Raw genomic sequence first — 25,437 nt, forward strand, 5'->3', positions numbered from 1 at the left:
AAGGAGTGGTCTTCTTCACGCCGGATCGATACGTCAGGTAGTCGTCCGGCTACCCTTGGTGAACATGAAGATCGCTTTCGTAGGGAAGGGCGGCAGCGGCAAGACCACGCTGTCCTCGCTGTTCATCCGACACCTCGCCGCCACCGGAGCTCCGGTCCTCGCGGTGGACGCCGACATCAACCAGCACCTGGGGCCCGCACTCGGTCTCGACGAGGCGGACGCCGCCCGGCTGCCCGCCATGGGCGCGCGCCTCCCGCTCATCAAGGACTACCTGCGGGGATCCAATCCGCGGATCGCCTCGGCCGACACGATGATCAAGACGACGCCGCCCGGCGAGGGCTCGCGGATCCTGCGGGTGCGCGAGGACAACCCGGTGTACGACGCCTGCGCGCGGCCGGTGGAACTCGACGGCGCAGCCGTGCGTTTGATGGTCACAGGGCCGTTCACCGAAGCCGACCTCGGTGTCGCCTGCTACCACTCCAAGACGGGGGCGGTGGAGCTGTTCCTGAACCACCTGGTCGACGGACGCGACGAGTACGCGGTCATCGACATGACCGCGGGTTCGGACTCCTTCGCGTCCGGCATGTTCACCCGCTTCGACATGACGTTCCTGGTGGCCGAGCCGACCCGGAAGGGGGTCTCCGTCTATCGCCAGTACAAGGAATACGCACGGGACTTCGGCATCGACCTCAAGGTCGTCGGCAACAAGGTGCAGGGCCAGGACGACATCGACTTCCTGCGCGAGCAGGTGGGCGACGACCTCCTGGTGACGGTCGGTCACTCGGACTGGGTGCGCTCCATGGAGAAGGGCCGTCCGCCCCGGTTCGAGCTCCTGGAGGACGACAACCGCCGTTCGCTGCAGGCCCTTCAGGGCGCCGTCGACACCTCGTACGAGCGCAGGGACTGGGACCGCTACACCCGTCAGATGGTCCACTTCCACCTGAAGAACGCGCAGAGCTGGGGCAACGAACGAACGGGAGCCGACCTGGCTGCCCAGGTCGACCCCGGTTTCGTTCTCGGCGAGCGGATCGTCGCCACGGCCTGAGCCGCGCCGACGTCAGCTGAGCCGAGGCCAGCCGAGCCGAACTAACCCAAGGACGTCAGGACTTGTCCGCAGGGGCGCCGGGGACGCCCTTCGGGGCCGGTGCGGGCTGGGCGGAGAGGAAGGACGCCCAGCCCTCCTTCGGCGCCTTGCCGACACGCAGCTTGGTGAGGCGCTCCACGGTCTGCAGGTCCTGGGCGTCGAGCCAGTCGGCGAGCTGCCGGAAGGACACGCACCGCACCTCGCGCTTCGTGCAGACCTTCTCGATCGTCTCCTCGATGGCGCGCATGTACGTGCCGCCGTTCCAGGATTCGAAGTGGTTGCCGATGATCAGCGGGGCGCGGTTGCCCTTGTAGGCGCGGTCGAAGCCCTGGAGCAGGCCGTCGCGCATCTGGTCGCCCCAGTACTCGTGCTTGCTCGGGTCACCCTGTGACGTGGTGCCGGACTGGTTCACCATGAAGTTGTAGTCCATGGTGAGCGTCTCGAACTTGCGGCCGGGGACGGGGACCAGCTGCATCGAAAGGTCCCAGAGACCTTCCTTCTTCTTGGGCCAGACCTGGTCGTTGACGCCACTGGTGTCGTAGCGGAAGCCCAGCTCGCGGGCCGCCCGCATGAAGTTCTTCTGGCCTTCGAGGCAGGGCGTGCGGGCGCCGACGAGTTCCTTGTCGTAGTCGAAGGGCAGGGGCAGCGCCTTCTTCATGCCCGTGTTCGTCTTCCAGGCCTTCACGAAGGACTTGGCCTGGTTGATCTCGCTCTTCCACTCGTCGACCGACCACTGGCCCACTCCGCCGCTGGTGCCGCAGAAGTGGCCGTTGAAGTGGGTGCCGACCTCATTGCCTTCGAGCCAGGCGCCGCGGAGCTGCTCCACGGTCTCCTTGATCCCCTTGCGGTCGTTGAAGCCGATGTCCGAGCTGCCGGACTGGTGCTGCGGCGGCTCGTAGAGCTTCCGCTTGGACTCGGGCAGCATGTACACGCCGCTGAGGAAGTACGTCATCGTGGCGTCGTTCCGCTTGGCCACCTTGCGGAAGTGCGAGAAGAGCTTCTGGCTGTCCTCGCCCGCGCCGTCCCAGGAGAAGACCACGAACTGCGGCGGCTTCTGGCCGGGTCTCAGGCGCTCGGGCCTCGGCAGGTGCGGCTGCTTGCCGGTGAAGGCGGTGGAGCCGTCACCGATCATGCGGACCGCGCTCTTGGGGGCGGGGGCGGGGGACGCCTTCTTGGCGCCGTGCGCGCCCTTCTCGGCGCCGGATTCGCCGGTGCCGCTCGCGCAACCGGCCAGTACCGCGACAGATGCCACGAGGGCGGTGGAGCCCGCTGCGATCCGCTGGATCCTCTGGGTGGCGGCCATCTTCCGCCCACCTTCTTCCTTCAAGTCGGCTTCACTTCAGGGGTCGTCACCGGCGGGCATCACGGCATAAATCGCCACGAAAACCCGATAGCGCCGCCAAGGTCGCACGCGAGCTTTGACCTCACGGTCCGACAAGCCGACAAAATGCTTTATTCACCCTTCAGGGTGATCTAGTGCCCCATTTGACACATTTGTCTATCCGAGACCTTTACTCTGCATTACGATTCGTTTACCGAGAGTTGATAGATCCCGCCGCTGCAACGCCGTGACCCACGGCCGCGACCCGCCCTCCGGACATCGCCGGAGGACCCCCTGTTCCGCGACCGCGCTGCCCCGGAGGAGACGGGAAACCATGTCTGCCTGCGTCCCCACTCACGCCACCGACTCGGCCCACGCATCACGCGACCACGAGCCCCACGGGCCGCCGCCCGGCAAGTTCCGCAAGTTCCGTAAGTTCCGCATCGCCGGCGCCGACGTCTCCGCGTCGATCGCCGTCTTCCTGATCGCCCTGCCGCTGTCCCTGGGCATCGCACTCGCCACCGGAGCACCGCTCCAGGCGGGCCTCGTCGCCGCCGCCGTCGGCGGCCTGGTCGCCGGACGCTTCGGTGGATCTCCGCTGCAGGTCAGCGGCCCCGCCGCAGGGCTCACCGTCGTCACCGCCGACCTCATCCACCAGTACGGCTGGCGGACCACCTGCGCCATCACCGTCCTCGCCGGACTCACCCAACTCGCCCTCGGCTGCCTGCACGTGGCCCGCTCGGCGCTCGCCGTCAGCCCCGCCGTCGTGCACGGCATGCTGGCGGGCATCGGCGTCGCCATCGCCGTCGCCCAACTGCGCATCGTGCTCGGCGGCACCCCGCAGAGCGTCGTCCTCGACAACCTCCGCGCGATTCCGGGCCAGTTGGCGGATCTCCATCCCGCCACACTGTCGATCAGCGTGCTGACCCTGGCGATCCTGCTGCTCTGGCCGCGGATTCCCGGACGTGCGGGGAAAGCCGTCCGTGTCGTGCCCGCACCCCTCGTCTCCGTGGCCGCGGCAACGGCCGTCGCCGCCCTCGCAGGGCTGAGCGTGACCAAGGTCGAACTGCCGTCGTGGCGCAGTCACGCGTTGGCGGGCCTGCCCGAAGGACCGGTGCTCGGGCTCGTCGCCGCGGTCCTCACGATCACGCTGGTCTGCAGCGTGCAGTCGCTGCTCGGCGCCGTCGCCGTGGACAAGCTCGTCTCGGGACGGCGCGAACCGCTCGCCGGCGGCAACCGCTCCGACCTGGATCGCGAACTGCTCGGCCAGGGCGCGGCGAACGCCCTGTCCGGGGCGCTCGGCGGGCTCCCCGTCGCCGGGGTCGCGGTGCGCAGTGTGGCCAATGTGCGGGCCGGCGCCGTCAGCCGGAACTCCACGATGCTGCACGGCGTTTGGGTAGTAGTAGCCGCCTTGCTGATGGTTCCCGTCCTTGAGCTGATCCCGCTCGCCGCGCTCGCCGCGCTGGTGATGGCGGTCGGCATCCAGATGGTGAACCTGAACCACATCCGCACCATCACCCGCCACCGCGAGATCCTCGCGTACACCGCCACGACACTCGGCGTCGTCTTCTTCGGCGTGCTCGAAGGCGTGGCCGTCGGCATCGCCGTCGCCGTGGCCGTCGCGCTGCACCGCCTCGCCCGCACCCGCATCACGCACACCGAGGACGACGGCGTCCACCACGTGCGCGTGCGCGGCCAGCTGACGTTCCTCGCCGTGCCGCGCCTGAGCAGGGCGCTCCATCTCGTACCCCAAGAGGCCACGACCATCGTGGAGTTGGACGGATCATTCATGGACCACGCGGCATACGAAGCGCTGCAGTGCTGGCAGGACGCGCACACCGCGCAGGGCGGCACCGTCGAGGTGACCGGGCGCGCGGGGACGCGGATCGCCGAGCCCGCGAGCGCGTCGCACTCCTGCTGCCGGCCCTGGACGGCCTGGCGCAACCACCACTGCGACCGCCCCCAGGAGACTTCCCCGGGCGAGGAGCAGCCCAAGGGGTATCAACTGGCGAGCGGCATCAGCGCGTTCCAGCGGAACACCGCGCCGCATGTGCGCGGCGAGCTCGCACGCCTGGCGCGCGAGGGCCAGCAGCCCTCGCAGCTCTTCCTGACCTGCGCCGACTCCCGGCTCGTCACTTCGATGATCACGTCGAGCGGCCCCGGTGACCTCTTCGTCGTACGCAATGTCGGCAACCTCGTGCCGCTGCCGGGCGCCGAGAGCGGTGACGACTCGGTGGCCGCGGCGATCGAGTACGCGGTGGACGTCCTTCAGGTGCGGTCGATCACCGTGTGCGGGCACTCCGGGTGCGGGGCGATGCAGGCGCTGCTCGCCACCCCGCCCGGCGGCGCCCAGACGCCCCTGAAGCGGTGGCTGCGGCACGGCGCGCCGAGCCTCGAACGCCTCGCGGCGCACAAGGAGGAGGGCTGGGCGCGGCTCGCGGGGCGGGCGCCCGCCGACGAGGTCGAGCAGCTCTGCCTGACCAACGTCGTCCAGCAGTTGGAGCATCTGCGCGGTCACGAGTCCGTGGCGCGGCGCATGGCCGAGGGCACCCTGGAACTGCACGGCATGTACTTCCATGTCGGCGAGGCCCAGGCGTATCTCCTCACGGAGAGCCCGGACGACGTGTTCGACCAGGTCACACCGTCACCGCACGAAGGATCACCGCGTGAGGAGCCAACCGGCCGAGTAAAGGTCTAAACCAATTTTCGGCAGGCTCTTGTCACCAGGGGTATACGTCTGATGAGCTGTGGCTTTGGACACAACGGACACCCTGGGAATGGGAGATGTCGTGAGCAACGAAAGCCTGGCCAACCTTCTTAAAGAAGAGCGAAGGTTCGCGCCGCCGGCCGACCTGGCGGCCAACGCCAACGTCACCGCGGAGGCGTACGAACAGGCCAAGGCTGACCGGCTCGGCTTCTGGGCCGAGCAGGCCCGCCGGCTGACCTGGTCCACCGAACCGACCGAGACGCTCGACTGGTCGAACCCTCCCTTCGCGAAGTGGTTCGCCGACGGCAAGCTCAACGTCGCGTACAACTGCGTGGACCGTCATGTGGAGGCCGGCAACGGCGACCGTGTGGCGATCCACTTCGAGGGTGAGCCCGGCGACAGCCGGGCCATCACCTACGCCGAGCTCAAGGACGAGGTCAGCCGCGCCGCCAACGCGCTGACCGAGCTCGGTGTCGGGCAGGGCGACCGCGTCGCCGTCTATCTGCCGATGATCCCCGAGGCCGTCGTGTCGATGCTGGCCTGTGCCCGCATCGGCGCCGCGCACTCAGTGGTCTTCGGCGGTTTCTCGGCCGACGCCATCGCCAAGCGCGTGAAGGACGCCGACGCCAAGGTCGTCATCACCTCCGACGGCGGGTACCGCCGCGGGAAGCCCGCCGCCCTGAAGCCCGCGGTCGACGACGCCGTCGCGCGCGAGGACAGCTCCGTCGAGCACGTCCTCGTCGTGCGCCGCACCGGCCAGGACGTCGCGTGGACCGAGGGCCGCGACGTCTGGTGGCACGAGCTCACCGAGCGCCAGTCCGCCGAGCACACCCCCGAGGCGTTCGACGCGGAGAACCCGCTCTTCATCCTCTACACGTCGGGCACGACGGGTAAGCCGAAGGGCATCCTGCACACCTCCGGCGGCTATCTGACGCAGGCCGCGTACACCCACCACGCCGTCTTCGACCTCAAGCCGGAGACCGACGTCTACTGGTGTACGGCCGACATCGGCTGGGTCACCGGGCACTCGTACATCACGTACGGCCCGCTGGCGAACGGCGCGACCCAGGTCATGTACGAGGGCACGCCCGACACCCCGCACCAGGGGCGCTTCTGGGAGATCGTCCAGAAGTACGGCGTGACCATCCTCTACACCGCGCCCACGGCGATCCGTACGTTCATGAAGTGGGGCGACGACATCCCCGCGAAGTTCGACCTCAGCAGCCTGCGGGTCCTCGGGTCGGTCGGTGAGCCGATCAACCCCGAGGCCTGGATGTGGTACCGCAAGAACATCGGCGCCGACAAGTGCCCCATCGTGGACACCTGGTGGCAGACCGAGACCGGCGCCATGATGATCTCGCCGCTGCCCGGCGTGACCGAGACCAAGCCGGGAAGCGCCCAGCGCGCGCTGCCGGGCATCTCGGCGACCGTCGTGGACGACGAGGCGCGCGAAGTGCCGGACGGCGGTGGCGGCTACCTCGTCCTGACCGAGCCGTGGCCCTCCATGCTGCGCACCATCTGGGGCGACGACCAGCGCTTCATCGACACCTACTGGTCGCGCTTCGAGGGCAAGTACTTCGCCGGTGACGGCGCCAAGAAGGACGACGACGGCGACGTCTGGCTCCTGGGCCGCGTGGACGACGTGATGCTCGTGTCCGGCCACAACATCTCCACCACCGAGGTCGAGTCGGCGCTCGTCTCGCACCCGGCGGTCGCCGAGGCCGCCGTCGTCGGCGCCGCGGACGAGACCACCGGACAGGCCATCGTCGCCTTCGTGATCCTGCGGGGCACGGCGAACGCCGACGACGAGGGGCTCGTCGCGGACCTGCGCAACCACGTGGGCGCGACGCTCGGCCCGATCGCCAAGCCCAAGCGCGTCCTGCCGGTGGCCGAGCTGCCGAAGACGCGGTCCGGGAAGATCATGCGGCGCCTCCTGCGCGACGTCGCCGAGAACCGCGAGCTGGGAGACGTCACCACGCTCACGGACTCCTCCGTGATGGACCTGATCCAGACCAAGCTGCCGGCCGCGCCCAGCGAGGACTAGTCAGACCCGAGCCAATGAGGGGCATCCGGCAGCACGCCGGGTGCCCCTCTTGCGCATAAAGTGAAGATCGCCGGATACGTCCGGGCGCACGTTGGGTACGCTGAGGGTCGCGTCAACATCGCGTCAGAACAGCGACAAAAAAGAACCAAGAAGTACCCAGGTGCGCCGGGAAGTCTGGTCGGCAAGTGATTTCGTCCTGCCTACCGACCGGAGGTCGACCCCCGTGGCCGCGCCCGCACCCAGCAACGGCAAGAACCGCAGCAGCAACCGCAAGGTCCTCGGACGGCTCTCGCTGCCCGAGCGGAACTTCGTCGCGAACGCCCTGCGTGCCGAGACCGTCGGCGGTGTCCTCCTCCTCGTCGCCGCCGTCACCGCGCTGATCTGGGCGAACACCGCCGGCGGTTCGTACGAGTCCGTGCGCGGCTTCCACCTCGGGCCGGGCTCCCTCGGGCTCGACCTCTCCGTCCAGCACTGGGCGGCCGACGGACTGCTCGCCGTCTTCTTCTTCGTCGCGGGAATCGAACTCAAGCGGGAACTCGTCGCGGGCGATCTGAGCGACCCGAAGGCCGCCGCGCTGCCCGTCGTCGCCGCGCTCTGCGGCATGGCCGTACCGGCCCTCGTATACGTCCTGGTCAACACGGTCGGCGGCGGTTCGCTCGACGGCTGGGCGGTGCCGACCGCCACCGACATCGCCTTCGCGCTCGCCGTCCTCGCGGTCATCGGCACCTCGCTGCCGTCCGCCCTGCGCGCCTTCCTGCTCACGCTCGCCGTCGTCGACGACCTCTGCGCGATCCTGATCATCGCGGTCTTCTTCACCGGCGACCTCAACTTCGCGGCACTGGGCGGAGCGGTCATCGGCCTCGCGGTCTTCTGGCTGCTGCTGCGCAAGGGCGTACGCGGCTGGTACGTCTACGTTCCGCTGGCCCTGGTCATCTGGGGGCTGATGTACAACAGCGGCGTCCACGCCACGATCGCCGGTGTCGCGATGGGCCTGATGCTGCGCTGCACCCGCCGCGAGGGCGAGGAGCACTCCCCCGGCGAGCACATCGAGCACCTCGTGCGGCCCCTCTCAGCGGGCCTCGCGGTACCGCTGTTCGCGCTGTTCAGCGCCGGTGTCATGGTGTCGGGCGGCGCGCTCGGGGACGTGTTCGGCCAGCCGGAGACGCTCGGCGTGGTGCTCGGTCTCGTGGTCGGCAAGGCGGTCGGCATCTTCGGCGGCACCTGGCTCGCGGCCCGGTTCACCAGGGCCGAGCTCAACGAAGACCTCTCCTGGCCGGACGTGTTCGCCGTCGCCTCGCTCGCCGGTATCGGCTTCACCGTCTCGCTCCTGATCGGCGAACTCGCCTTCACCGAGGACCCGCTGCTCACCGACGAGATCAAGGCAGCCGTCCTGATGGGCTCTCTCATCGCGGCCGTGCTCTCCGGAATCCTGCTCAAGGTGCGCAACGCCCGGTACCGCGCGCTGTACGACGACGAGGAGCGCGACGACGACCTCGACGGCATCCCGGACGTGTACGAACAGGACAAGCCGGAGTACCACCTGCGGATGGCCGCGATCTACGAAAAGAAGGCGGCCGAGCATCGCAGGCTTGCCGAAGTGTCGGCCGGGGCACGCGCCGAGGACGACGGTCCGGCATGATCTGAGCAGACCTGACTGCGCAGGCTGAGCCGAGCGGTCGTAATCGAACGGTCGTAAACGAACAGTCGTTGTGAGCACGCTTACGCAGGCTTACGGAGAAGGGGAGAAGCGATGAGCACACCCGACGGGCCCGTCGGCACCGAACGCAGCCTCGGCCAGCTGGTCTCATCGGCGACCAGCGAGATGTCCGCGCTGGTGCACGACGAGATCGCGCTGGCCAAGGCCCAGCTGCGGCAGGACGTCAAGCGGGGTGCGGTCGGCGGCGGCGCCTTCGCCGCGGCCGGGGCGGTGCTGCTCTTCTCGCTGCCCATGCTGAGCTTCGCCCTCGCGTACGGCATCCGTACCTGGAGCGGCTGGAACATGGCGATCTGCTTCGTGCTCTCCTTCGCGGCGAACGTCCTGGTCGCCGGGGTGCTCGCGCTGATCGGCGTGGTCTTCGCGAAGAAGGCCAAGAAGGGCAAGGGTCCGCAGAAGGCCGCCGCGTCGGCCAAGGAGACGGCCGCCGTACTGCAGAACGTCAAGCCGCATCCGCGTCCGGTGAGCCCCGTGGAGGCCATCACCCCCGCGGGTGCCACCGCCGACCGTGTCAGTGGGAAGGCGACAGCTGTGGCACGCTCGTCTTCATGACGGACCCCGCCACACCCGCCCCCCATTCGGCCCAAGCCACGTCACCCGTACGCATTGAAGGGCCGTGGACCCATCGCGACGTCGCCGCCAACGGCGCGCGCTTCCACATCGCCGAGATGGGTGACGGGCCGCTCGTGCTGCTCCTGCACGGCTTCCCGCAGTTCTGGTGGACCTGGCGGCACCAGATGGCGGCGCTCGCCGACGCGGGTTTCCGCGCGGTCGCGATGGACCTGCGGGGTGTGGGCGGCAGCGACCGTACGCCGCGCGGTTACGACCCGGCGAACCTCGCGCTCGACATCACGGGCGTCGTGCGGTCGCTCGGTGAGCCGGACGCCGCGCTCGTCGGGCACGACCTGGGCGGGTACCTCGCGTGGACGGCGGCCGTGATGCGGCCCAAGCTGGTGCGCCGGCTCGCCGTCTCCTCGATGCCGCATCCGCGGCGCTGGCGCTCGGCGATGCTCTCGGACCGCAAGCAGACCGCCGCCGGTTCGTACGTGTGGGGCTTCCAGCGGCCATGGGTGCCGGAACGTCAACTCGTCGCGGACGACGCGGCTCTGGTGGGGCGTCTGGTGCGGGACTGGTCGGGGCCCCGGCTGCCGGACGACGAAGCGGTGGAGACGTACCGCCGTGCCATGACGATTCCGTCGACGGCACACTGCTCGATCGAGCCGTACCGCTGGATGGTGCGGTCGATGGCCCGTCCCGACGGCATCCAGTTCAACCGGCGCATGAAGCGCCCCGTCCGGGTTCCCACGCTGCATCTGCACGGCTCCCTGGACCCGGTGATGCGTACGCGCAGCGCGGCGGGCTCCGGCGAATACGTCGAAGCGCCCTACCGCTGGCGGCTGTTCGACGGTCTCGGGCACTTCCCTCAGGAGGAGGACCCGGTGGCCTTCTCGACCGAGTTGGTGAACTGGCTGGAGGACCCCGAGCCGGACCGGTAGGGGCAACCGGTAGGCGTACAGAACCCCCTGAATCGGGGTCAGAAAGGCGCCCCTACCGGGGAGTAGTGGAACGCCTGTCCTACGAACGGCTACTTGCCACCCGCATAGGCCAATTGGGGCGCGTGGGCGCGATTACCGACCTTGAGGCACGGGCACACGTCGGGGTATGGGCTGGACGCAGGACTACAGTGAAGTAGCACGCAACCGCCGCTCGGCCATCGCGCTGAACAGCCGTGAGAGGGGCGGCCCGCATGATCCGGGCCATGAAGGCCCTGCTCAGGGCATTGGCATTCCGCACATCCTGCGCCGCAGGGCCCGCTGGGTCTCGGCGCGGCTGAGGCACACGCGCGACTGATCCGCCTGCTCTTGCGACGCTCCCCGACTGCGGCCCCGGCTACAGCGCGCAGCCCTCGCTGTCGACCTCCTGGTTGGCGGTACGGCCCGCCTCGATGTCCTCACGGACCTCGTCGGCGGTGAGTGCGTAGCCGGTGTCCGGGTCGTCCAGTGACTTCGCGAAGACCACGCCGTAGACCTTGCCGTCGGACGTCAGCAGCGGGCCGCCGGAGTTGCCCTGGCGGACGGTCGCGTAGAGCGAGTAGACGTCACGGCGCACGGTGCCCCGGTGGTAGATGTCCGGGCCCTTGGCCGTTATGCGGCCGCGCACGCGCGCGGGGCGGACGTCGTAGGGGCCGTTCTCCGGGAAGCCGGCGACGATCGCGTTGTCACCGCTGCCCGCGTCCTTCGACGTGAACTGCAGCGCGGGCGCCTGGAGGGTCGGCACGTCCAGGACGGCGATGTCGCGCTCCCAGTCGTAGAGCACGACCTTCGCGTCGTACGTACGGCCGTCTCCGCCTATCTGGACGGTCGGCTCGTCCACGCCGCCGACCACGTGTGCGTTCGTCATGACGCGGCGGTCGGAGAAGACGAAGCCGGTGCCTTCGAGGACCTTGCCACAGCCGCGGGCCTCGCCCTGCACCTTCACGATGGAGCGCTTGGCCTTCGTGGCGACCGCGCTCTTGGCGAGCTTGGGGTCCGGAGCCTTGACGTCGGTGATGGGTTCGTTCGAGAACGGGCTGAAGACCTGCGGGAAGCCGTTGCGCGCGAGGACCGAGGAGAAGTCGGCGAACCAGGTGTCCGCCTGGCCCGGCAGCGTGCGCGAGACACCGAGAAGGATCTTGGAGTTGCGTACTTCCTTGCCGACCGTCGGCAGCGTCGTGCCCGCGAGGGCGGAGCCGATCAGCCAGGCGACCAGGAGCATCGCCACCACGTTGACCAGCGCGCCGCCCGTGGCGTCCAGGGCGCGGGCGGGCTGCCAAGTGATGTATCTGCGGAGCTTGTTGCCCAAGTGCGTGGTGAAGGCCTGGCCGATGGAGGCACAGACGATCACGATGACCACGGCGACGACGGCGGCCGTCGTGCTCACCGATCCCTCGTCATCCGTGAGGGCGCCCCAGATGACGGGCAGCAGGTACACCGCGACGAGTCCGCCGCCCAGGAAGCCGATCACCGACAGGATGCCGACGACGAATCCCTGGCGGTAGCCGACGACCGCGAACCACACGGCGGCGACCACCAGAAGGATGTCCAGCACGTTCACCGATTAAATCCTCGCCTCGCATCGCGGTCGCCACGTCCCCGCAACCTTGTCATGCGCGCCAGTCGAGCGGCACCTGCTTGGTGCGGTCCCAGGGGCGCTCCCAGCCTGCGAAGTGCAGGATCCTGTCGATCACTCCGGCCGTAAAACCCCAGACCAGAGCGGATTCGACGAGGAACGCCGGGCCTTTGTGGCCTCTCGGATGAACCGTCGTCGCGCGGTTGTCGGGATCCGTGAGATCGGACACGGGGACGGTGAAGACGCGGGCCGTCTCGGCCGGATCGACGACGCCGACCGGGGTGGGTGTGCGCCACCAGCCGAGCACCGGCGTCACCACGAAGTCGCTCACCGGAATGAAGAGCTTGGGGAGCACACCGAAGAGCTGGACGCCCCGGGGGTCGAGCCCGGTCTCCTCCTCGGCCTCGCGCAGAGCGGCGTGCAGAGGGCCGTCCGTCAGCGGGTCGCCGTCCTCGGGGTCGAGGGAGCCGCCGGGGAAGGAGGGCTGGCCCGCGTGCGCGCGCAGGCTCCCGGATCGCTCCATGAGGAGCAGCTCGGGGCCGCGCGCGCCCTCTCCGAAGAGGATCAGCACGGCGGACTGGCGTCCGGCGCCGCTCTCCGGGGGCAGGAAGCGGCTGAGCTGGGTCGGTCTGACCGTCTCGGCGGCGCGGGCGACGGGGGTCAGCCAGGAGGGCAGGCCTTCGGTGCTGAGGCGCACGTGGCCGTTGGATCTGCCGGTGCCGTCAGGGCCGGCGAGCCCGCTCTGCCCGTGGGGTCCGATGCCGTCGGTTCCCTGGAAGCCGTTCCCATTGCTCATGTGCGTATCGCTCGTGTCGGTTGTCTCGCTCGTGTCGCTCGCGTGCGTCATCGGCACCCCCGTCCAACTCTGGACAACGCCTGTGGACCCTCGGTTGGTTCCTCGGTCATTCGGCGCCCAGCGGGGGCGCGGCCTTTCCGGGGTAGTCCGGCGGGGGCTTGAGGCGCTGGCCCGGCAGGCCGCCCATCTCGTACTTCAGGAGCTTCTTGGCCTTCTCCGGGTCGGTCTCGCCCTCTCCGTACGACGGGCAGAGATCGGCGATCGGGCAGGCGCCGCAGGCGGGTTTGCGGGAGTGGCAGATCCGGCGGCCGTGGAAGATCACGCGGTGCGAGAGCATCGTCCACTCGCTCTTCGGGAAGAGGTCGGCGACGGCTGCCTCGACCTTCTCCGGGTCGGTCTCCTCGGTCCACTTCCAGCGGCGGACGAGGCGCCCGAAGTGGGTGTCCACGGTGATTCCGGGGACTCCGAAGGCGTTCCCGAGCACGACGAACGCGGTCTTGCGGCCTACGCCCGGCAGCTTGACCAGGTCCTCTACGCGGCCGGGGACCTCTCCGCCGTGGTTGTCGCGCAGGGCGGTGGCGAGCCCCATGATCGACTTCGTCTTCGCCCGGAAGAACCCGGTCGGCCGGATCAGCTCCTCGACCTCTTCGGGGTTGGCGGCGGCGAGGTCCTCCGGGGTCGGGTACGCGGCGAAGAGGCGCGGGGTCGTCTGGTTCACCCGCAGGTCGGTGGTCTGCGCGGAGAGGACCGTGGCGACCAGGAGCTCGAAGGGGTTCTCGAAGTCCAGCTCGGGGTGGGCGTACGAGTACACCTCCGCGAGCTCGCGGTTGATGCGGCGGGCCCGGCGGACGAGAGCGGCGCGGGACTCGGGCTTGGCTTTGGCGGGGGCGGTCTTCTTGGCCTGGGGGGTGTTCTGGGCCGGAGTGGTCTTTTTGGCCGGGGCTGCCTTCTTCGCCGCCGTCGACTTCTTGGCCGGGGTGGTCTTCTTGGCCGCCGTCGTCTTCGCGGCCGGGGCTGTCTTCTTCGCCGCCGTCGACTTCTTGGTCGCGGTGGTCTTCTTCGCCGCCGTCGTCTTCGCGGCCGGGGTCGCCTTCTTGGCTGCCGTGGTCTTCGCGGCCGGGGTGCTCTTCTTGGCCGGGGTCGTCTTCTTCGCCGGGGTAGATTTCTTCGTCGGGGCGGCCTTCTTGGACGCGGCCGGTTTCGCCGCGCCGGCGGTGGCCTGATTCTTCTCCGAAGGCTTGCTCACCGGTGGCACCCTTGTCCCTTTTGTCGCATTGTCTGACTTGACGGACGCATGTTCGCCCACAGCAGAATCCGGGCGGGCTTTCGCCATCCCAGCCCCTCTGGCCTGTGTTCTCACCGGCTTTTTGGACACCCGGCCAGCCTAGAGCCCGACACTGACATCCGCCCTGGACCCTATGGATCGGCCCCCAATTGGCCCCCTCCCGCACAGCATGCGACGCCAGTGCGGCAGACTTGTGACTGATCACACTGTTTGGACCGTCCGGCAAAATGGGGAGCACGGTCCCCTGATGCAGGTCGACAAGGAGAGAACTCGTGGACGACGTTCTGCGGCGCGCCCCGCTCTTCGCGGCGCTCGATGACGAGCAGGCCGCGGAGCTCCGCGCCTCCATGAGTGAGGTGACGCTCGCGCGCGGGGATGCGCTTTTCCATGAAGGTGACCCCGGAGACCGCCTGTACGTGGTCACCGAGGGCAAGGTGAAGCTGCACCGCACCTCACCCGACGGCCGCGAGAACATGCTCGCGGTGCTCGGTCCCGGCGAGCTCATCGGTGAGCTTTCGCTGTTCGACCCGGGCCCGCGTACGGCAACCGCCTCCGCGCTCACCGAGGTCAAGCTGCTCGGTCTCGGGCACGGCGACCTCCAGCCGTGGCTGAACGCGCGGCCCGAGGTGGCCGCGGCGCTGCTGCGTGCCGTCGCGCGGCGCCTGCGCAAGACCAACGACCAGATGTCCGATCTGGTCTTCTCCGACGTGCCCGGGCGTGTGGCCCGCGCTCTCCTCGACCTGTCGCGCCGCTTCGGCGTGCAGTCCGAAGAGGGCATTCACGTCGTGCACGACCTCACGCAGGAAGAGCTGGCCCAGCTGGTCGGCGCCTCTCGCGAGACGGTCAACAAGGCCCTGGCGGACTTCGCCGGGCGCGGGTGGCTCCGTCTTGAGGCTCGCGCGGTGATTCTGCTGGACGTGGAGCGGCTGGCGAAGCGCTCGCGCTGACGCGGGGTCGCTGACGCTGTTTCTTGTACGTGGATGGGGTCCCGCCTCTCAGGAGGCGGGGCCCCATCCGTGCTTCGGTGCCGACGCGGGGCGGCGGGATACGGCTAGATCAAGCCGTGTTCCGTCAAGTAGTCCAATTGGGCCCTGACCGAGAGTTCCGCTGCCGGCCACAAGGAGCGGTCGACGTCCGCGTATACGTGGGCGACCACCTCCGCGGGTGCCGCGTATCCGTCCTCGACGGCTGTCTCGACCTGGGCCAGGCGGTTCGCGCGGTGGGCGAGGTAGAACTCGACGACCCCCTGCGCGTCCTCCAGGACCGGACCGTGGCCCGGCAGGACCGTGTGCACGCCGTCGTCCACCGTCAGGGACCGCAGCCGCCGCAGGGAGTCGAGATAGTCCCCCAGACGGCCGTCAGGGTGCGCCACGACCGTCGTACCGCGGCCCAGGACCGTATCCCCCGTCAGGACGGCCTGATCGGCCGGGAGATGGAAGCAGAGGGAATCCGCGGTGTGCCCCGGCGTCGGGACCACGCGCAGCTCCAGGCCGCCCGTCGTGATCACGTCACCCGCGTCCAGGCCCTCGTCGCCCAGGCGCAGCGCGGGGTCCAGGGCCCGCACCTTGGTCCGGGTCAGCTCGGCGAAGCGCGCGGCGCCCTCCGCGTGGTCGGGGTGGCCGTGCGTCAGGAGGGTGAGCGCAACGCGCTGCCCGGCCTTCTCCGCGGTGGCGATGACGTTCTGGAGGTGCGCGTCGTCCAGCGGCCCGGGGTCGATGACGACCGCGAGCCCGGAATCCGGCTCGGACACGATCCACGTGTTGGTCCCGTCCAGCGTCATCGCGGACGCGTTGGGCGCCAGTACGTTGACCGCGCGGGCGGTGGCGGGACCGCTGAGGACTCCGCCCCTGGGCTGGCCGGGGAGGGCGGCGGCTTCGGTCATGCGGGGGTGGCTCCCGTCCGGGTCGTGGCAAGGGTGGCGGGCGTGGCGAAGGTGGCAGGGGTAGCGGGAGTGGCAAGGGCGGCGGGCGTGGCGGGCCCGGCCTGCGCTGTTGTCGTGGTCACGCGTGGCCGCCCGTAGGGATGTGCTTGGTGAATTCGTCGTGGCCCGGCCAGGACAGCACCAACTCGCCGCCCTCGAAGCGCGCTTGCGCGAGAACCGGGGTCAGATCGCGCTCCGGCGCCGCGGCCAGGGCGTCGGCGGCCGACCCGTAGGGGCTCAACTGGCGCAGGGTCGCGATGGTCGGCGGCATCATCAGGAGGTCGCCCTTGTCGTATCCCGCGGTGGCCTCCCCCGGAGCGATCCACACCGTGCGGTCGGCCTCCGTGGAGGCGTTACGGGTGCGCTGCCCCTCCGGGAGGGCCGCCACGAAGAAGAACGTGTCGTAGCGCCGCGGCTCGAACTCCGGAGTGATCCAGCGGGCCCACGCGGCGAGCAGGTCGCTACGGAGCACCAGGCCCCGCCGGTCCAGGAACTGGGCGAAGGAGAATTCGCGGGCCACCAGCGCCTCGCGGTCCGCCTCCCAGTCGTCCCCCGTGGTGTCGCCGACAACGCTCGACGCGGTCGGCCCCGCCAGCAGGACGCCCGCTTCCTCGTACGTCTCGCGGACGGCGGCGCACACGATCGCCTGGGCGCCGGGCTCGTCCACGCCCAGGCGCGCGGCCCAGGTCGCGAGGGACGGGCCCGCCCAGCGCACGAGATGGTCGTCGTCGCGCGGGTCCACACCGCCGCCCGGATACGCGTACGCGCCTCCGGCGAAGGCCATGGAGGCGCGTCTGCGCAGCATGTGTACGGCGGGGCCCGCCACGGAGTCCCGAAGGAGCATGACCGTGGCCGCCCGGCGCGGAGTCGCGGGCGTCAGTTCGCCGCTGCTCAGCGCACGGATGCGGTCGGGCCACTCCGGGGGATACCACTGCCCATTAGCCATGGGCGGAGGCTATCCCCTAGTGGGCTGATGTTCGAGAGGCAACTATCGGGTGCCAGAAGGCAGCGATCAGGCCTCGGCCGGTCCGGGATCAGGACCCGCCCCGGCCGGTCCGGGATCAGGCCTCGGTGAGTTCCACCTGGATCTCGACCTCGACCGGCGCGTCCAGCGGCAGGACCGCAACGCCCACCGCGCTGCGGGCGTGCACGCCTTTGTCCCCAAGGACCTCGCCGAGCAGCTCGCTCGTGCCGTTGATCACCGCGGGCTGGCCCGTGAAGTCCGGGGCGGACGCCACGAAGCCGACGACCTTCACGACGCGCGCGACGCGGTCCAGGTCACCGGCGATGGACTTCACCGCGGCGAGGGCGTTGAGCCCGCACGTACGGGCCAGTTCCTTGGCCTCCTCGGGGGTCACCTCGGCGCCGACCTTGCCGGTCACCGGAAGCTTGCCCTCCACCATCGGGAGCTGGCCCGAGGTGTACACGTACACACCGGACTGCACCGCGGGCTGATAGGCGGCAAGCGGCGGCACCACCTCGGGCAGGGTCAGGCCGAGCTCGGCCAGCTTCGCCTCGACGGCCCCGCTCATGCCTGCTTCTCGCGCTTCAGGTAGGCCACGAGCTGCTCAGGGTTGTTCGGCCCGGGCACGACCTGGACGAGCTCCCAGCCGTCCTCGCCCCAGGTGTCCAGAATCTGCTTCGTGGCATGGACGAGCAGCGGCACGGTTGCGTATTCCCACTTGGTCATATGGCCGACTGTAGCCGTTGTGAGGCGCTGCTTACGGTGGCCTCCTGCTTAGTCCGGACGGCGACTGGTTAGGCTCGGAAGTGTGAGCAGGCTCCAGGTCGTCAGCGGCAAGGGCGGTACCGGCAAGACCACGGTGGCCGCCGCACTCGCGCTCGCCCTCGCGACGGAGGGCAAGCGCACCCTCCTCGTGGAGGTCGAGGGCAGACAAGGCATCGCGCAGCTCTTCGAAACCGAAGCGCTGCCGTATGAGGAGCGGAAGATCGCCGTCGCTCCCGGGGGCGGGGAGGTGTATGCCCTCGCCATCGACCCCGAACTCGCGCTTCTCGACTACCTCCAGATGTTCTACAAACTGGGGGGTGCCGGACGCGCGCTCAAGAAACTCGGCGCCATCGACTTCGCCACCACCATCGCGCCCGGTCTGCGGGACGTCCTGCTGACCGGCAAGGCCTGTGAGGCCGTACGCCGCAAGGACAAGAGCGGTCAGTACGCGTACGACTGCGTGGTGATGGACGCGCCGCCCACCGGCCGCATCACGCGCTTTCTGAACGTGAACGACGAAGTCGCGGGGCTCGCCAAGATCGGGCCCATACACAATCAGGCACAGGCCGTGATGCGTGTCCTGAAGTCTCCGGAGACAGCGGTTCACCTGGTGACGCTGCTCGAAGAGATGCCCGTCCAGGAGACCGCGGACGGGATCGCCGAGCTGCGGGCCGCGAAGCTCCCCGTGGGGCGCGTGATGGTGAACATGGTGCGGCCCGCGCTGCTCGACGAGGCCTCCCTGGAGCTCGGGCTCGGGCAGACCCCGCGGACCGCCATCGCCAAGTCCCTGTCCGCCGCCGGACTCGGCGGGGCCCGGCGCGGCGGTGTCGCCGAGCGTCTGGTCGACCCGCTCCTGGAGCAGGCCGCCGAGTACGCCGAGCGGCACGCCCTGGAGCGCTCCCAGCGGGACGTCCTGGGCGAGCTCGACCTCCCCCTGCACGAACTCCCGCTGCTGGCCGGCGGAATGGACCTGGCGGGCCTCTACGAACTCGCCACGGAACTGCGGAAGCAAGGGATCGCATGAGCTCGGACCCCGCACGTAACGCCTCGGACCCCTCGGATCTCTCGGATCTCCCGGACCCCGAGGACCCCGCACGTCACGCGGACACGGCACGCCCCCTGGACCCCGCCCGCACGCTCGACGTTGACACCCTGCTCGACGACCCGAAGACCCGCATCGTGGTGTGCTGCGGCTCCGGAGGCGTCGGCAAGACGACCACGGCCGCGGCGCTCGGCCTGCGCGCCGCCGAGCGCGGCCGCAAGGTCGTCGTCCTGACCATCGACCCGGCGCGCCGGCTCGCGCAGTCCATGGGGATCGACTCGCTCGACAACGTCCCGCGCCGGGTCAAGGCCATCGACGGGTCGGGCGACGGTGAGCTGCACGCCATGATGCTCGACATGAAGCGCACCTTCGACGAGATCGTCGAGGCGCACGCGGACAAGGAGCGGGCGAGCGCGATCCTCAACAACCCCTTCTACCAGTCGCTTTCGGCGGGCTTCGCGGGCACGCAGGAGTACATGGCGATGGAGAAGCTGGGGCAGCTGCGGGCCCGCGACGAGTGGGACCTGATCGTCGTCGACACGCCGCCCTCGCGCTCGGCCCTTGACTTCCTCGACGCGCCCAAGCGCCTCGGCTCCTTCCTGGACGGGAAGCTGATCCGGGTGCTCATGGCCCCGGCGAAGGTGGGCGGCCGGGCCGGGATGAAGTTCCTGAACGTCGGGATGTCGATGATGACGGGGGCCCTGGGCAAGCTGCTCGGCGGGCAACTGCTGCGTGACGTCCAGACCTTCGTCGCCGCGATGGACACCATGTTCGGCGGTTTCCGCACCCGCGCGGACGCCACCTACCGGCTGCTCCAGGCGCCGGGAACGGCGTTCCTCGTGGTGGCGTCACCGGAGCGGGACGCGCTGCGCGAGGCGGCGTACTTCGTGGAACGCCTGGCCGCGGACGACATGCCGCTCGCCGGGCTCGTCCTCAACCGGGTGCACGGCAGCGGCGCCGCCCAGCTTTCGGCCGAGCGGGCTCTTGCCGCCGCGGAAAATCTTGACGAGAGCCGCATTGTGGATCAGGAGGACGGGAAGGTTGGAGTTCGTAACTCCCACGAGGCTCCCGGCCACTCCCCCGAGGCCCCCGTTGGTTCCGACGCCGCCGGTCCTGAGACCGCCGGCGATTCTGAGATCTCCGAGACACCCGAGACCTCCGAGACCCCGGCATCATCCGAACCGCACGACACGCATCCACCCGTGGCACAGCTGACCGCCGGTCTGCTGCGTCTGCACGCGGAACGCATGCAGCTGCTCGCGCGCGAACAGCGCACGCGCGATCGCTTCACCGCGCTTCACCCCGAAGTGGCCGTGGCCGAAGTGACGGCACTGCCGGGCGACGTGCATGACCTGGCAGGCCTTCGGGCCATCGGGGACCGGCTCGCGGCCGGTACTGATGGTGATCCGGCCGGAGCTGCCTGAGCAGCGGGGCTGACCCACTGCCTCATGGCTGATGGCCGGCCCACTGCCTCATGGCTGATGGCCGGCCCGCTGCCTCATGGCTGGTGGGGGTCCTCCCCCCACCGCCACGCGGCGGACGGGCGCTAGCCCACTGCCGCGTAGCTCTCGTACGTCTCGTCGTCCTCCAAGTCCACGGGCAGCAGGCCCGCGCCACGCTCGTACTCGGAGCGCGCCGTCTCCAGCAGACGGCGCCATGAGGTGACGGTGGGACGCCTGCGCAGCAGTGCGCGGCGCTCCCGCTCGGTCATGCCACCCCACACGCCGAACTCGACGCGGTTGTCCAGCGCGTCGGCCAGGCACTCCGTGCGCACCGGGCAACCGGTGCACACCGCCTTGGCCCTGTTCTGCGCTGCTCCTTGAACGAACAGTTCATCTGGATCGGTAGTGCGGCAGGCCGCCTGCGCACTCCAGTCGGTTACCCAGCCCATACCGGCGCCGTCCTCTCCCGAATCGAGGCTCCCCCACGGCGGCAGCGGCATATTCACCGCCGCCAGTTGAGGACGTTACGGAAGGTGGGCACAGCGCAACACCCCCTTCGGGCCCAATCTTGAATGGCCCGAACGGACTATGCGTAAGCGGCAGATCACCCGACGGAGTGAGCTGGCGACATGCGTGATTAACCCGGCAAATGCGGGCACTTCAGCTGGGTCACAACGGGCATCGAATGCCGCATGAGGCGAATTCGGGCGCTCTTTCGAGCTCGATCCGAGCCCAACAAGAGCAGGGTGGCCCCCGTTCGGGATTCGGGACCGAGAGAGGGGCTGTTGCCAAACCGCACTGCTGTGACAGTTGAGAGCAGCTTAGGCCAAGGCATTGAGGCGTGTCCGGCGATTCAGAACGTAGGCTGCCCTCCATGGGAAAGAAGCGCTCGGGCGGTGGTCTGTCACCAACTCAGCAGGCCGCGAAGTTCCTAGGTGTCAGTGTGCTCGCGGGAGCCGTGCTGGCAGGTATCGCTCTGCCCGCGGCCGGCGCGCTCGGCCTCGCGGCGAAGGGCTCGGTGGAGGAGTTCGACGAGATCCCCTCCAACCTGGAGCAGCCGCCGCTGAGCCAGCGCACCACGATCCTGGACAACAAGGGCGGCTCCATCGCCACGGTCTACTCACGTGACCGCACGGTGGTGCCGCTCAAGGAGATCTCGCCTTATATGCAGAAGGCGATCGTCGCGATCGAGGACTCGCGCTTCTACGAGCACGGCGCGGTCGACGCGAAGGGCATCCTGCGCGCGCTGAACCAGAACGCGCAGAGCGGCGGCGTGTCCCAGGGCGCGTCCACCCTCACGCAGCAGTACGTGAAGAACGTCTTCGTCGAGGAGGCGGGCAACGACCCGACGAAGGTCGCCGAGGCCACCCAGCAGACCCTCGGGCGCAAGATCCGCGAGCTGAAGTACGCGATCCAGGTCGAGGACAAGCTGGGCAAGAAGCGCATCCTCAGCAACTACCTGAACATCACCTACTTCGGGCAGCAGGCGTACGGAGTCGAGGCGGCCGCCCAGCGCTACTTCTCCAAGCCCGCCAAGGACCTCCAGGTCCAGGAGGCCGCGCTGCTCGCCGGCATCGTGCAGTCCCCCAGCCGGTACGACCCCGTGAACGACTCCGAGGAAGCCACCAAGCGCCGCAACACCGTGCTCCAGCGGATGGCGGAGACGCACGACATCACGCAGGCGGAGGCCGAGGAGGCCAAGGACAAGCCGCTCGGCCTGAAGGTCAGCAAGCCGAAGAACGGCTGCATCACGGCGGTCAGCGGCGCCGGTTTCTTCTGTGACTACGTACGCGAGGTCTTCCTCTCCGACCCGATCTTCGGCAAGACCCAGAAGGACCGGGCCAAGGTCTGGAACCAGGGCGGTCTGCGGATCAAGACGACTCTCGACCCGCAGTCGCAGCAGTCCGTGCAGGCCTCGATAAAGGATCACGTCTACCAGAAGGACGACGTGGCGACGGCGGCCACCATCGTCGAGCCGGGCACCGGCAAGATCCTGGGGATGGGCCAGTCGCGGCCCTACGGCATCAACCTCAAGGACAACGAGACCTCGATGAACCTGTCCGTCGACCACGCCATGGGCGGCGGCGCGGGCTACCAGCCGGGGTCGACGTTCAAGCCGATCGTCGCGGCGGCCGCCTTGGAGGGCGGCATGTCACCGACGAAGAGCTACGGCTCTCCGTACGAGATGCCGTACCCCGACAGCGTCGCGGCCTGTGACGGCAAGAAGTGGCTCAACTCGGGCGGCGCCAAGCTGACCAACGAGAACGAGACCGAGGTCGGCCCGTACGACATGCGGGAAGCGACCGCGAAGTCGGTCAACACCTACTACGTCGAGATGATCGGCGACATCGGGATCTGCCCGGTCACGAAGATGGCCAAGAAGATGGGCGTCGACCGGGCCGACGGCAAGAAGATCGACCAGGCGCCGTCGATCGCGCTCGGCACCCAGGAGATGTCGCCGCTGACGATGGCGGGCGCGTACGCGACGTTCGCGGCGCGCGGCAAGTACTGCTCACCCGTCGCCATCGAGTCGATCTCCGCGCCGGGCGGCAAGTCGCTGCCGGTGCCGAAGTCGACGTGCTCGCGCGCGATGTCCACGAAGACGGCCGACACGATCAACACCCTCCTGAAGGGCGTGGTCGAGGACGGAACCGGAAAGCAGGCCGGTCTCGGCTCCCGCGCGAGCGCGGGCAAGACGGGTACGACCGACTTCCGCTACGCCGCCTGGTTCGTGGGCTACACCCCGAACATGTCGGGCGCGGTCTGGGTCGGCGACCCGCAGCACAAGCGGCAGATGGTCGACATCAACATCGGCGGAGTCGGGTACGACAAGGTCTTCGGTGGTGAGGTGCCGGGTCCGATCTGGCGGGACGCGATGAGCGGCGCGCTCGCGGGCAAGCCCGCGCCGGGCTTCAACACCGTCCACATCCCGAACGGCGACAAGGACAAGGACAGGGACAAGCACCACGACGACAAGCCGGGCGGTGGCGGCAACAACGGCGGTGGTGGCGGCGACAACAGCGGTGGCGGCGGAGGCGGGGGCGACAATCCCTGGCCGGACATCACCCTGCCGCCGGACGTCATCGGCGGTGGCGGCAACGGCGGGAACGGCAATGGCAACGGGGGCGGGATCGGCGGCTGGAACCGCTAGCTCCGGATCTCCCGTCCGCGAGGATTCATGAATGAGGGCGCCCCCTGGAGTCAGGGGGCGCCCTCATTCACGTACGCGGGACGGAGCCTTCGCTCAGCCCGCGAGCTGCTTCTTGACCGCGGCGGCGACGCGACCGCCCTCCGCCAGGCCCGCGACCTTCGGGTTCACGATCTTCATGACCTGGCCCATGGCGCGCGGCCCCTCGGCACCGGCCGCCTTGGCCTCCTCGACGGCCCCGGCGACGATCGCCTGGAGCTCGTCGTCGGAGAGCTGCTTGGGGAGGTAGTCGGCGAGGATCTCGCCCTCCGCTTTCTCCCGCGCGGCCTGCTCGGCGCGACCGCCCTGGGCGAAGGCCTCAGCGGCCTCGCGGCGCTTCTTCGCCTCACGGGTGATCACCTTCTGCACCTCGTCGTCGGAGAGCTCACGGGCCGTCTTGCCCGAGACCTCCTCCTTCGTGATGGCGGTGAGGGTCAGCCGGAGCGTCGAGGAGCGCAGCTCGTCACGCCCCCTGATCGCGGCGGTGAGGTCTTCCTGGAGCTTCGACTTGAGCGTGGTCATGCGGTGATTGTCGCAGGTGCGTACGGCCCGACGCCCGCTGATTTAAGGGGCCTTCAGGTCTGACACGATGGGTGGATGCGCGCGCGATACGCAGTACCCCTGGGAATCACGGCGACAGCCGCCGCCGGTCTGGCCTACTCGGTGGGCTTCGAAGCCCGCTCCTTCCGACTGCGACGGGTCACGGTGCCGGTCCTGCCGCCGGGGATGCGGCCGCTCAGAGTCCTCCAGGTTTCGGACATCCACATGGTGTCCGGGCAGCGCAAGAAGCAGCGCTGGCTGCGCTCGCTCGCCGGCCTGCGCCCCGACTTCGTGATCAACACCGGCGACAACCTCTCCGACCCGGAGGGCGTGCCGGAGGTCCTCGACTCGCTCGGCCCGCTGATGCAGTTCCCCGGGGCGTACGTCTTCGGCTCGAACGACTATTACGGGCCGAAGCCCAAGAACCCCGCCCGCTACCTCCTGGACAAGTCGCGGGGCAAGCACGGCCTGAACGGCAATCCGCCCGTCGTCGGCGCGATCCACAACCCGTGGGAGGACCTGCGCGACGGCTTCGACGCCGCGGGCTGGGTGAACCTGACGAACACGCGGGGCGCCCTGAAGGTCGAGGGCTACGAGATCGGCCTCACGGGCCTGGACGACCCGCACATCAAGCGCGACCGGTACGCGCGCGTGGCGGGCGGTCCCGACGCGGGCGCCGACTTCTCGATGGGCATCGTGCACGCCCCGTACCTGCGCACCCTCGACTCGTTCACGGCCGACGGCTACCCGCTGATCCTCGCGGGCCACACCCACGGCGGCCAGCTGTGCATCCCCTTCTACGGGGCGCTCGTCACCAACTGCGACCTGGACACGGACCGCGTGAAGGGCCTGTCCCGGCACGAGGCGGAGGGCCGGACGTCGTACATGCACGTCTCGGCGGGCTGCGGCGCCAACCGCTACACCCCGATGCGCTTCGCGTGCCCGCCCGAGGCGACCCTCCTGACGCTGACTCCGCAGTCCTGAGGCCCGCGGCGGCCGGGGTCCCGGAAACCGGATTTCGTCTCAGGGCCCCGGTCCGCTAAAGTAATCGATGTCGCCACGACCTGCGCAGCGGGCCGGTGGAGCAACGACATCGGGGTGTAGCGCAGCTTGGCAGCGCGCTTCGTTCGGGACGAAGAGGTCGTGGGTTCAAATCCCGCCACCCCGACAGCTGAAATAGCAGTTCAGGCCCGGTTTCCAGAGATGGAAACCGGGCCTGACGCGTTGTACGGGGCGCCTTCGTGCCCTTCTTCTACTGCTGCTGCTTCCTACGGGTGCTTCCTGTGCCCGACGCGTCGTTTCGGCGCCGGTCCCTCCCCTGTGGGGACCGGTGCCGAACGACGGCGTCGGCCCGCGCCGCATCGGCGTACCGGAGCGGGCCGAGGAGTGAGCGACGGAAACCGGCCGAAGCCGTGCGGCGTCACGATCCACTCCTGCGGGTAGCAAAGGCTGATGACCTACCCTGACGCTGCGCGGTTGCTTCGCTACCGATTCGCGATCCTGCCAGCTAGGGTCCC

At 69.3% G+C, this 25,437-nt stretch carries 22 protein-coding genes and 1 tRNA gene; 13 read left to right on the forward strand and 10 right to left on the reverse strand.

Features of this window, described 5'->3' with window-relative positions; genetic code table 11:
• Window positions 1–64: 64 nt before the first annotated feature.
• Window positions 65–1,045 carry an ATP-binding protein gene (locus ABZ906_RS22160; protein WP_361385124.1) on the forward strand — a complete coding sequence of 327 codons (981 nt, stop codon included), beginning with the start codon at window positions 65–67 and terminating at the stop codon, window positions 1,043–1,045.
• Window positions 1,046–1,100: 55 nt separating this feature from the next.
• Here ABZ906_RS22160 and ABZ906_RS22165 read toward each other — a convergent pair whose 3' ends face one another.
• Entirely contained in the window at window positions 1,101–2,387 is a 1,287-nt protein-coding gene (locus ABZ906_RS22165; protein WP_361385127.1) for a hypothetical protein, read from the reverse strand.
• A 352-nt stretch (window positions 2,388–2,739) separates the two neighbouring features.
• On the opposite strand from ABZ906_RS22165, the gene ABZ906_RS22170 reads away from it, so the two are divergent.
• The 6 genes from ABZ906_RS22170 to ABZ906_RS22195 all read left to right on the forward strand — a co-directional run bounded on the left by ABZ906_RS22170 (window position 2,740) and on the right by ABZ906_RS22195 (window position 10,721).
• On the forward strand, window positions 2,740–5,103 hold the full coding sequence (locus ABZ906_RS22170) for a SulP family inorganic anion transporter (protein WP_361385130.1): 2,364 nt from the start codon (window positions 2,740–2,742) through the stop codon (window positions 5,101–5,103).
• Window positions 5,104–5,152: 49 nt separating this feature from the next.
• Complete coding sequence (gene acs, locus ABZ906_RS22175; RefSeq protein WP_361385133.1) at window positions 5,153–7,156, forward strand: acetate--CoA ligase; 2,004 nt, start codon at window positions 5,153–5,155, stop codon at window positions 7,154–7,156.
• A gap of 223 nt (window positions 7,157–7,379) precedes the next feature.
• Window positions 7,380–8,795: a Na+/H+ antiporter NhaA gene (gene nhaA / locus ABZ906_RS22180; protein ID WP_361190934.1), complete on the forward strand. Its 1,416-nt coding sequence runs from the start codon at window positions 7,380–7,382 to the stop codon at window positions 8,793–8,795.
• Window positions 8,796–8,906: 111 nt separating this feature from the next.
• Window positions 8,907–9,422, forward strand: coding sequence for a phage holin family protein (locus ABZ906_RS22185; RefSeq protein WP_361190931.1), 516 nt, complete (start codon window positions 8,907–8,909; stop codon window positions 9,420–9,422).
• A complete protein-coding gene (locus ABZ906_RS22190; RefSeq protein ID WP_361385137.1) occupies window positions 9,419–10,366 on the forward strand; it encodes an alpha/beta hydrolase in 948 nt (315 codons plus the stop codon). Before ABZ906_RS22185 ends, ABZ906_RS22190 begins: the two co-directional genes overlap by 4 nt.
• A gap of 166 nt (window positions 10,367–10,532) precedes the next feature.
• A complete protein-coding gene (locus tag ABZ906_RS22195; RefSeq protein ID WP_361190926.1) occupies window positions 10,533–10,721 on the forward strand; it encodes a hypothetical protein in 189 nt (62 codons plus the stop codon).
• A 39-nt stretch (window positions 10,722–10,760) separates the two neighbouring features.
• On the opposite strand, the gene ABZ906_RS22200 is transcribed toward ABZ906_RS22195, so the two are convergent.
• From ABZ906_RS22200 to nth, 3 genes are all read right to left on the reverse strand, one after another.
• Entirely contained in the window at window positions 10,761–11,963 is a 1,203-nt protein-coding gene (locus ABZ906_RS22200; RefSeq protein WP_361190924.1) for a MarP family serine protease, read from the reverse strand.
• A gap of 49 nt (window positions 11,964–12,012) precedes the next feature.
• Window positions 12,013–12,774: a CoA pyrophosphatase gene (locus ABZ906_RS22205; protein WP_361190922.1), complete on the reverse strand. Its 762-nt coding sequence runs from the start codon at window positions 12,772–12,774 to the stop codon at window positions 12,013–12,015.
• A 106-nt stretch (window positions 12,775–12,880) separates the two neighbouring features.
• A complete protein-coding gene (nth, locus tag ABZ906_RS22210; RefSeq protein WP_361385140.1) occupies window positions 12,881–14,020 on the reverse strand; it encodes an endonuclease III in 1,140 nt (379 codons plus the stop codon).
• Between the two features lie 311 nt (window positions 14,021–14,331).
• On the opposite strand from nth, the gene ABZ906_RS22215 reads away from it, so the two are divergent.
• A complete protein-coding gene (locus ABZ906_RS22215) occupies window positions 14,332–15,006 on the forward strand; it encodes a Crp/Fnr family transcriptional regulator (protein WP_016642758.1) in 675 nt (224 codons plus the stop codon).
• 104 nt (window positions 15,007–15,110) lie between these two features.
• Here ABZ906_RS22215 and ABZ906_RS22220 read toward each other — a convergent pair whose 3' ends face one another.
• From ABZ906_RS22220 to ABZ906_RS22235, 4 genes are all read right to left on the reverse strand, one after another.
• The gene (locus ABZ906_RS22220) at window positions 15,111–15,941 is read right to left on the reverse strand and encodes an MBL fold metallo-hydrolase (protein ID WP_361385143.1); all 831 of its coding nucleotides are present in this window, start codon (window positions 15,939–15,941) and stop codon (window positions 15,111–15,113) included.
• Window positions 15,942–16,059: 118 nt separating this feature from the next.
• Window positions 16,060–16,926, reverse strand: a complete 867-nt coding sequence (locus tag ABZ906_RS22225) for an NUDIX hydrolase (RefSeq protein ID WP_361190915.1) — start codon at window positions 16,924–16,926, stop codon at window positions 16,060–16,062.
• Window positions 16,927–17,041: 115 nt separating this feature from the next.
• Complete coding sequence (locus tag ABZ906_RS22230) at window positions 17,042–17,512, reverse strand: RidA family protein (protein WP_361190913.1); 471 nt, start codon at window positions 17,510–17,512, stop codon at window positions 17,042–17,044.
• The gene (locus tag ABZ906_RS22235; protein ID WP_003975360.1) at window positions 17,509–17,670 is read right to left on the reverse strand and encodes a DUF4177 domain-containing protein; all 162 of its coding nucleotides are present in this window, start codon (window positions 17,668–17,670) and stop codon (window positions 17,509–17,511) included. The genes ABZ906_RS22230 and ABZ906_RS22235 overlap by 4 nt, the downstream gene beginning before the upstream one ends.
• 82 nt (window positions 17,671–17,752) lie before the next feature.
• Here ABZ906_RS22235 and ABZ906_RS22240 point away from each other — a divergent pair, with 82 nt between their 5' ends.
• Window positions 17,753–18,733: an ArsA-related P-loop ATPase gene (locus tag ABZ906_RS22240; protein WP_361190909.1), complete on the forward strand. Its 981-nt coding sequence runs from the start codon at window positions 17,753–17,755 to the stop codon at window positions 18,731–18,733.
• Complete coding sequence (locus ABZ906_RS22245) at window positions 18,730–20,175, forward strand: ArsA family ATPase (protein WP_361385146.1); 1,446 nt, start codon at window positions 18,730–18,732, stop codon at window positions 20,173–20,175. The genes ABZ906_RS22240 and ABZ906_RS22245 overlap by 4 nt, the downstream gene beginning before the upstream one ends.
• A 122-nt stretch (window positions 20,176–20,297) precedes the next feature.
• On the opposite strand, the gene ABZ906_RS22250 is transcribed toward ABZ906_RS22245, so the two are convergent.
• Window positions 20,298–20,642, reverse strand: a complete 345-nt coding sequence (locus ABZ906_RS22250) for a WhiB family transcriptional regulator (RefSeq protein ID WP_167828965.1) — start codon at window positions 20,640–20,642, stop codon at window positions 20,298–20,300.
• Window positions 20,643–21,067: 425 nt separating this feature from the next.
• Between ABZ906_RS22250 and ABZ906_RS22255 the strand changes: the two genes are divergently transcribed.
• On the forward strand, window positions 21,068–23,344 hold the full coding sequence (locus ABZ906_RS22255; RefSeq protein WP_361190904.1) for a transglycosylase domain-containing protein: 2,277 nt from the start codon (window positions 21,068–21,070) through the stop codon (window positions 23,342–23,344).
• 93 nt (window positions 23,345–23,437) lie between these two features.
• On the opposite strand, the gene ABZ906_RS22260 is transcribed toward ABZ906_RS22255, so the two are convergent.
• Window positions 23,438–23,902, reverse strand: a complete 465-nt coding sequence (locus ABZ906_RS22260; protein WP_361190901.1) for a GatB/YqeY domain-containing protein — start codon at window positions 23,900–23,902, stop codon at window positions 23,438–23,440.
• Between the two features lie 75 nt (window positions 23,903–23,977).
• On the opposite strand from ABZ906_RS22260, the gene ABZ906_RS22265 reads away from it, so the two are divergent.
• Entirely contained in the window at window positions 23,978–24,904 is a 927-nt protein-coding gene (locus ABZ906_RS22265; RefSeq protein ID WP_361190900.1) for a metallophosphoesterase, read from the forward strand.
• Window positions 24,905–25,014: 110 nt separating this feature from the next.
• Window positions 25,015–25,088, forward strand: a tRNA-Pro gene (locus tag ABZ906_RS22270).
• The last annotated feature ends 349 nt before the right edge of the window (window positions 25,089–25,437 follow it).

This window comes from Streptomyces sp. NPDC046925, assembly GCF_040644915.1.
GTDB lineage: Bacteria > Actinomycetota > Actinomycetes > Streptomycetales > Streptomycetaceae > Streptomyces.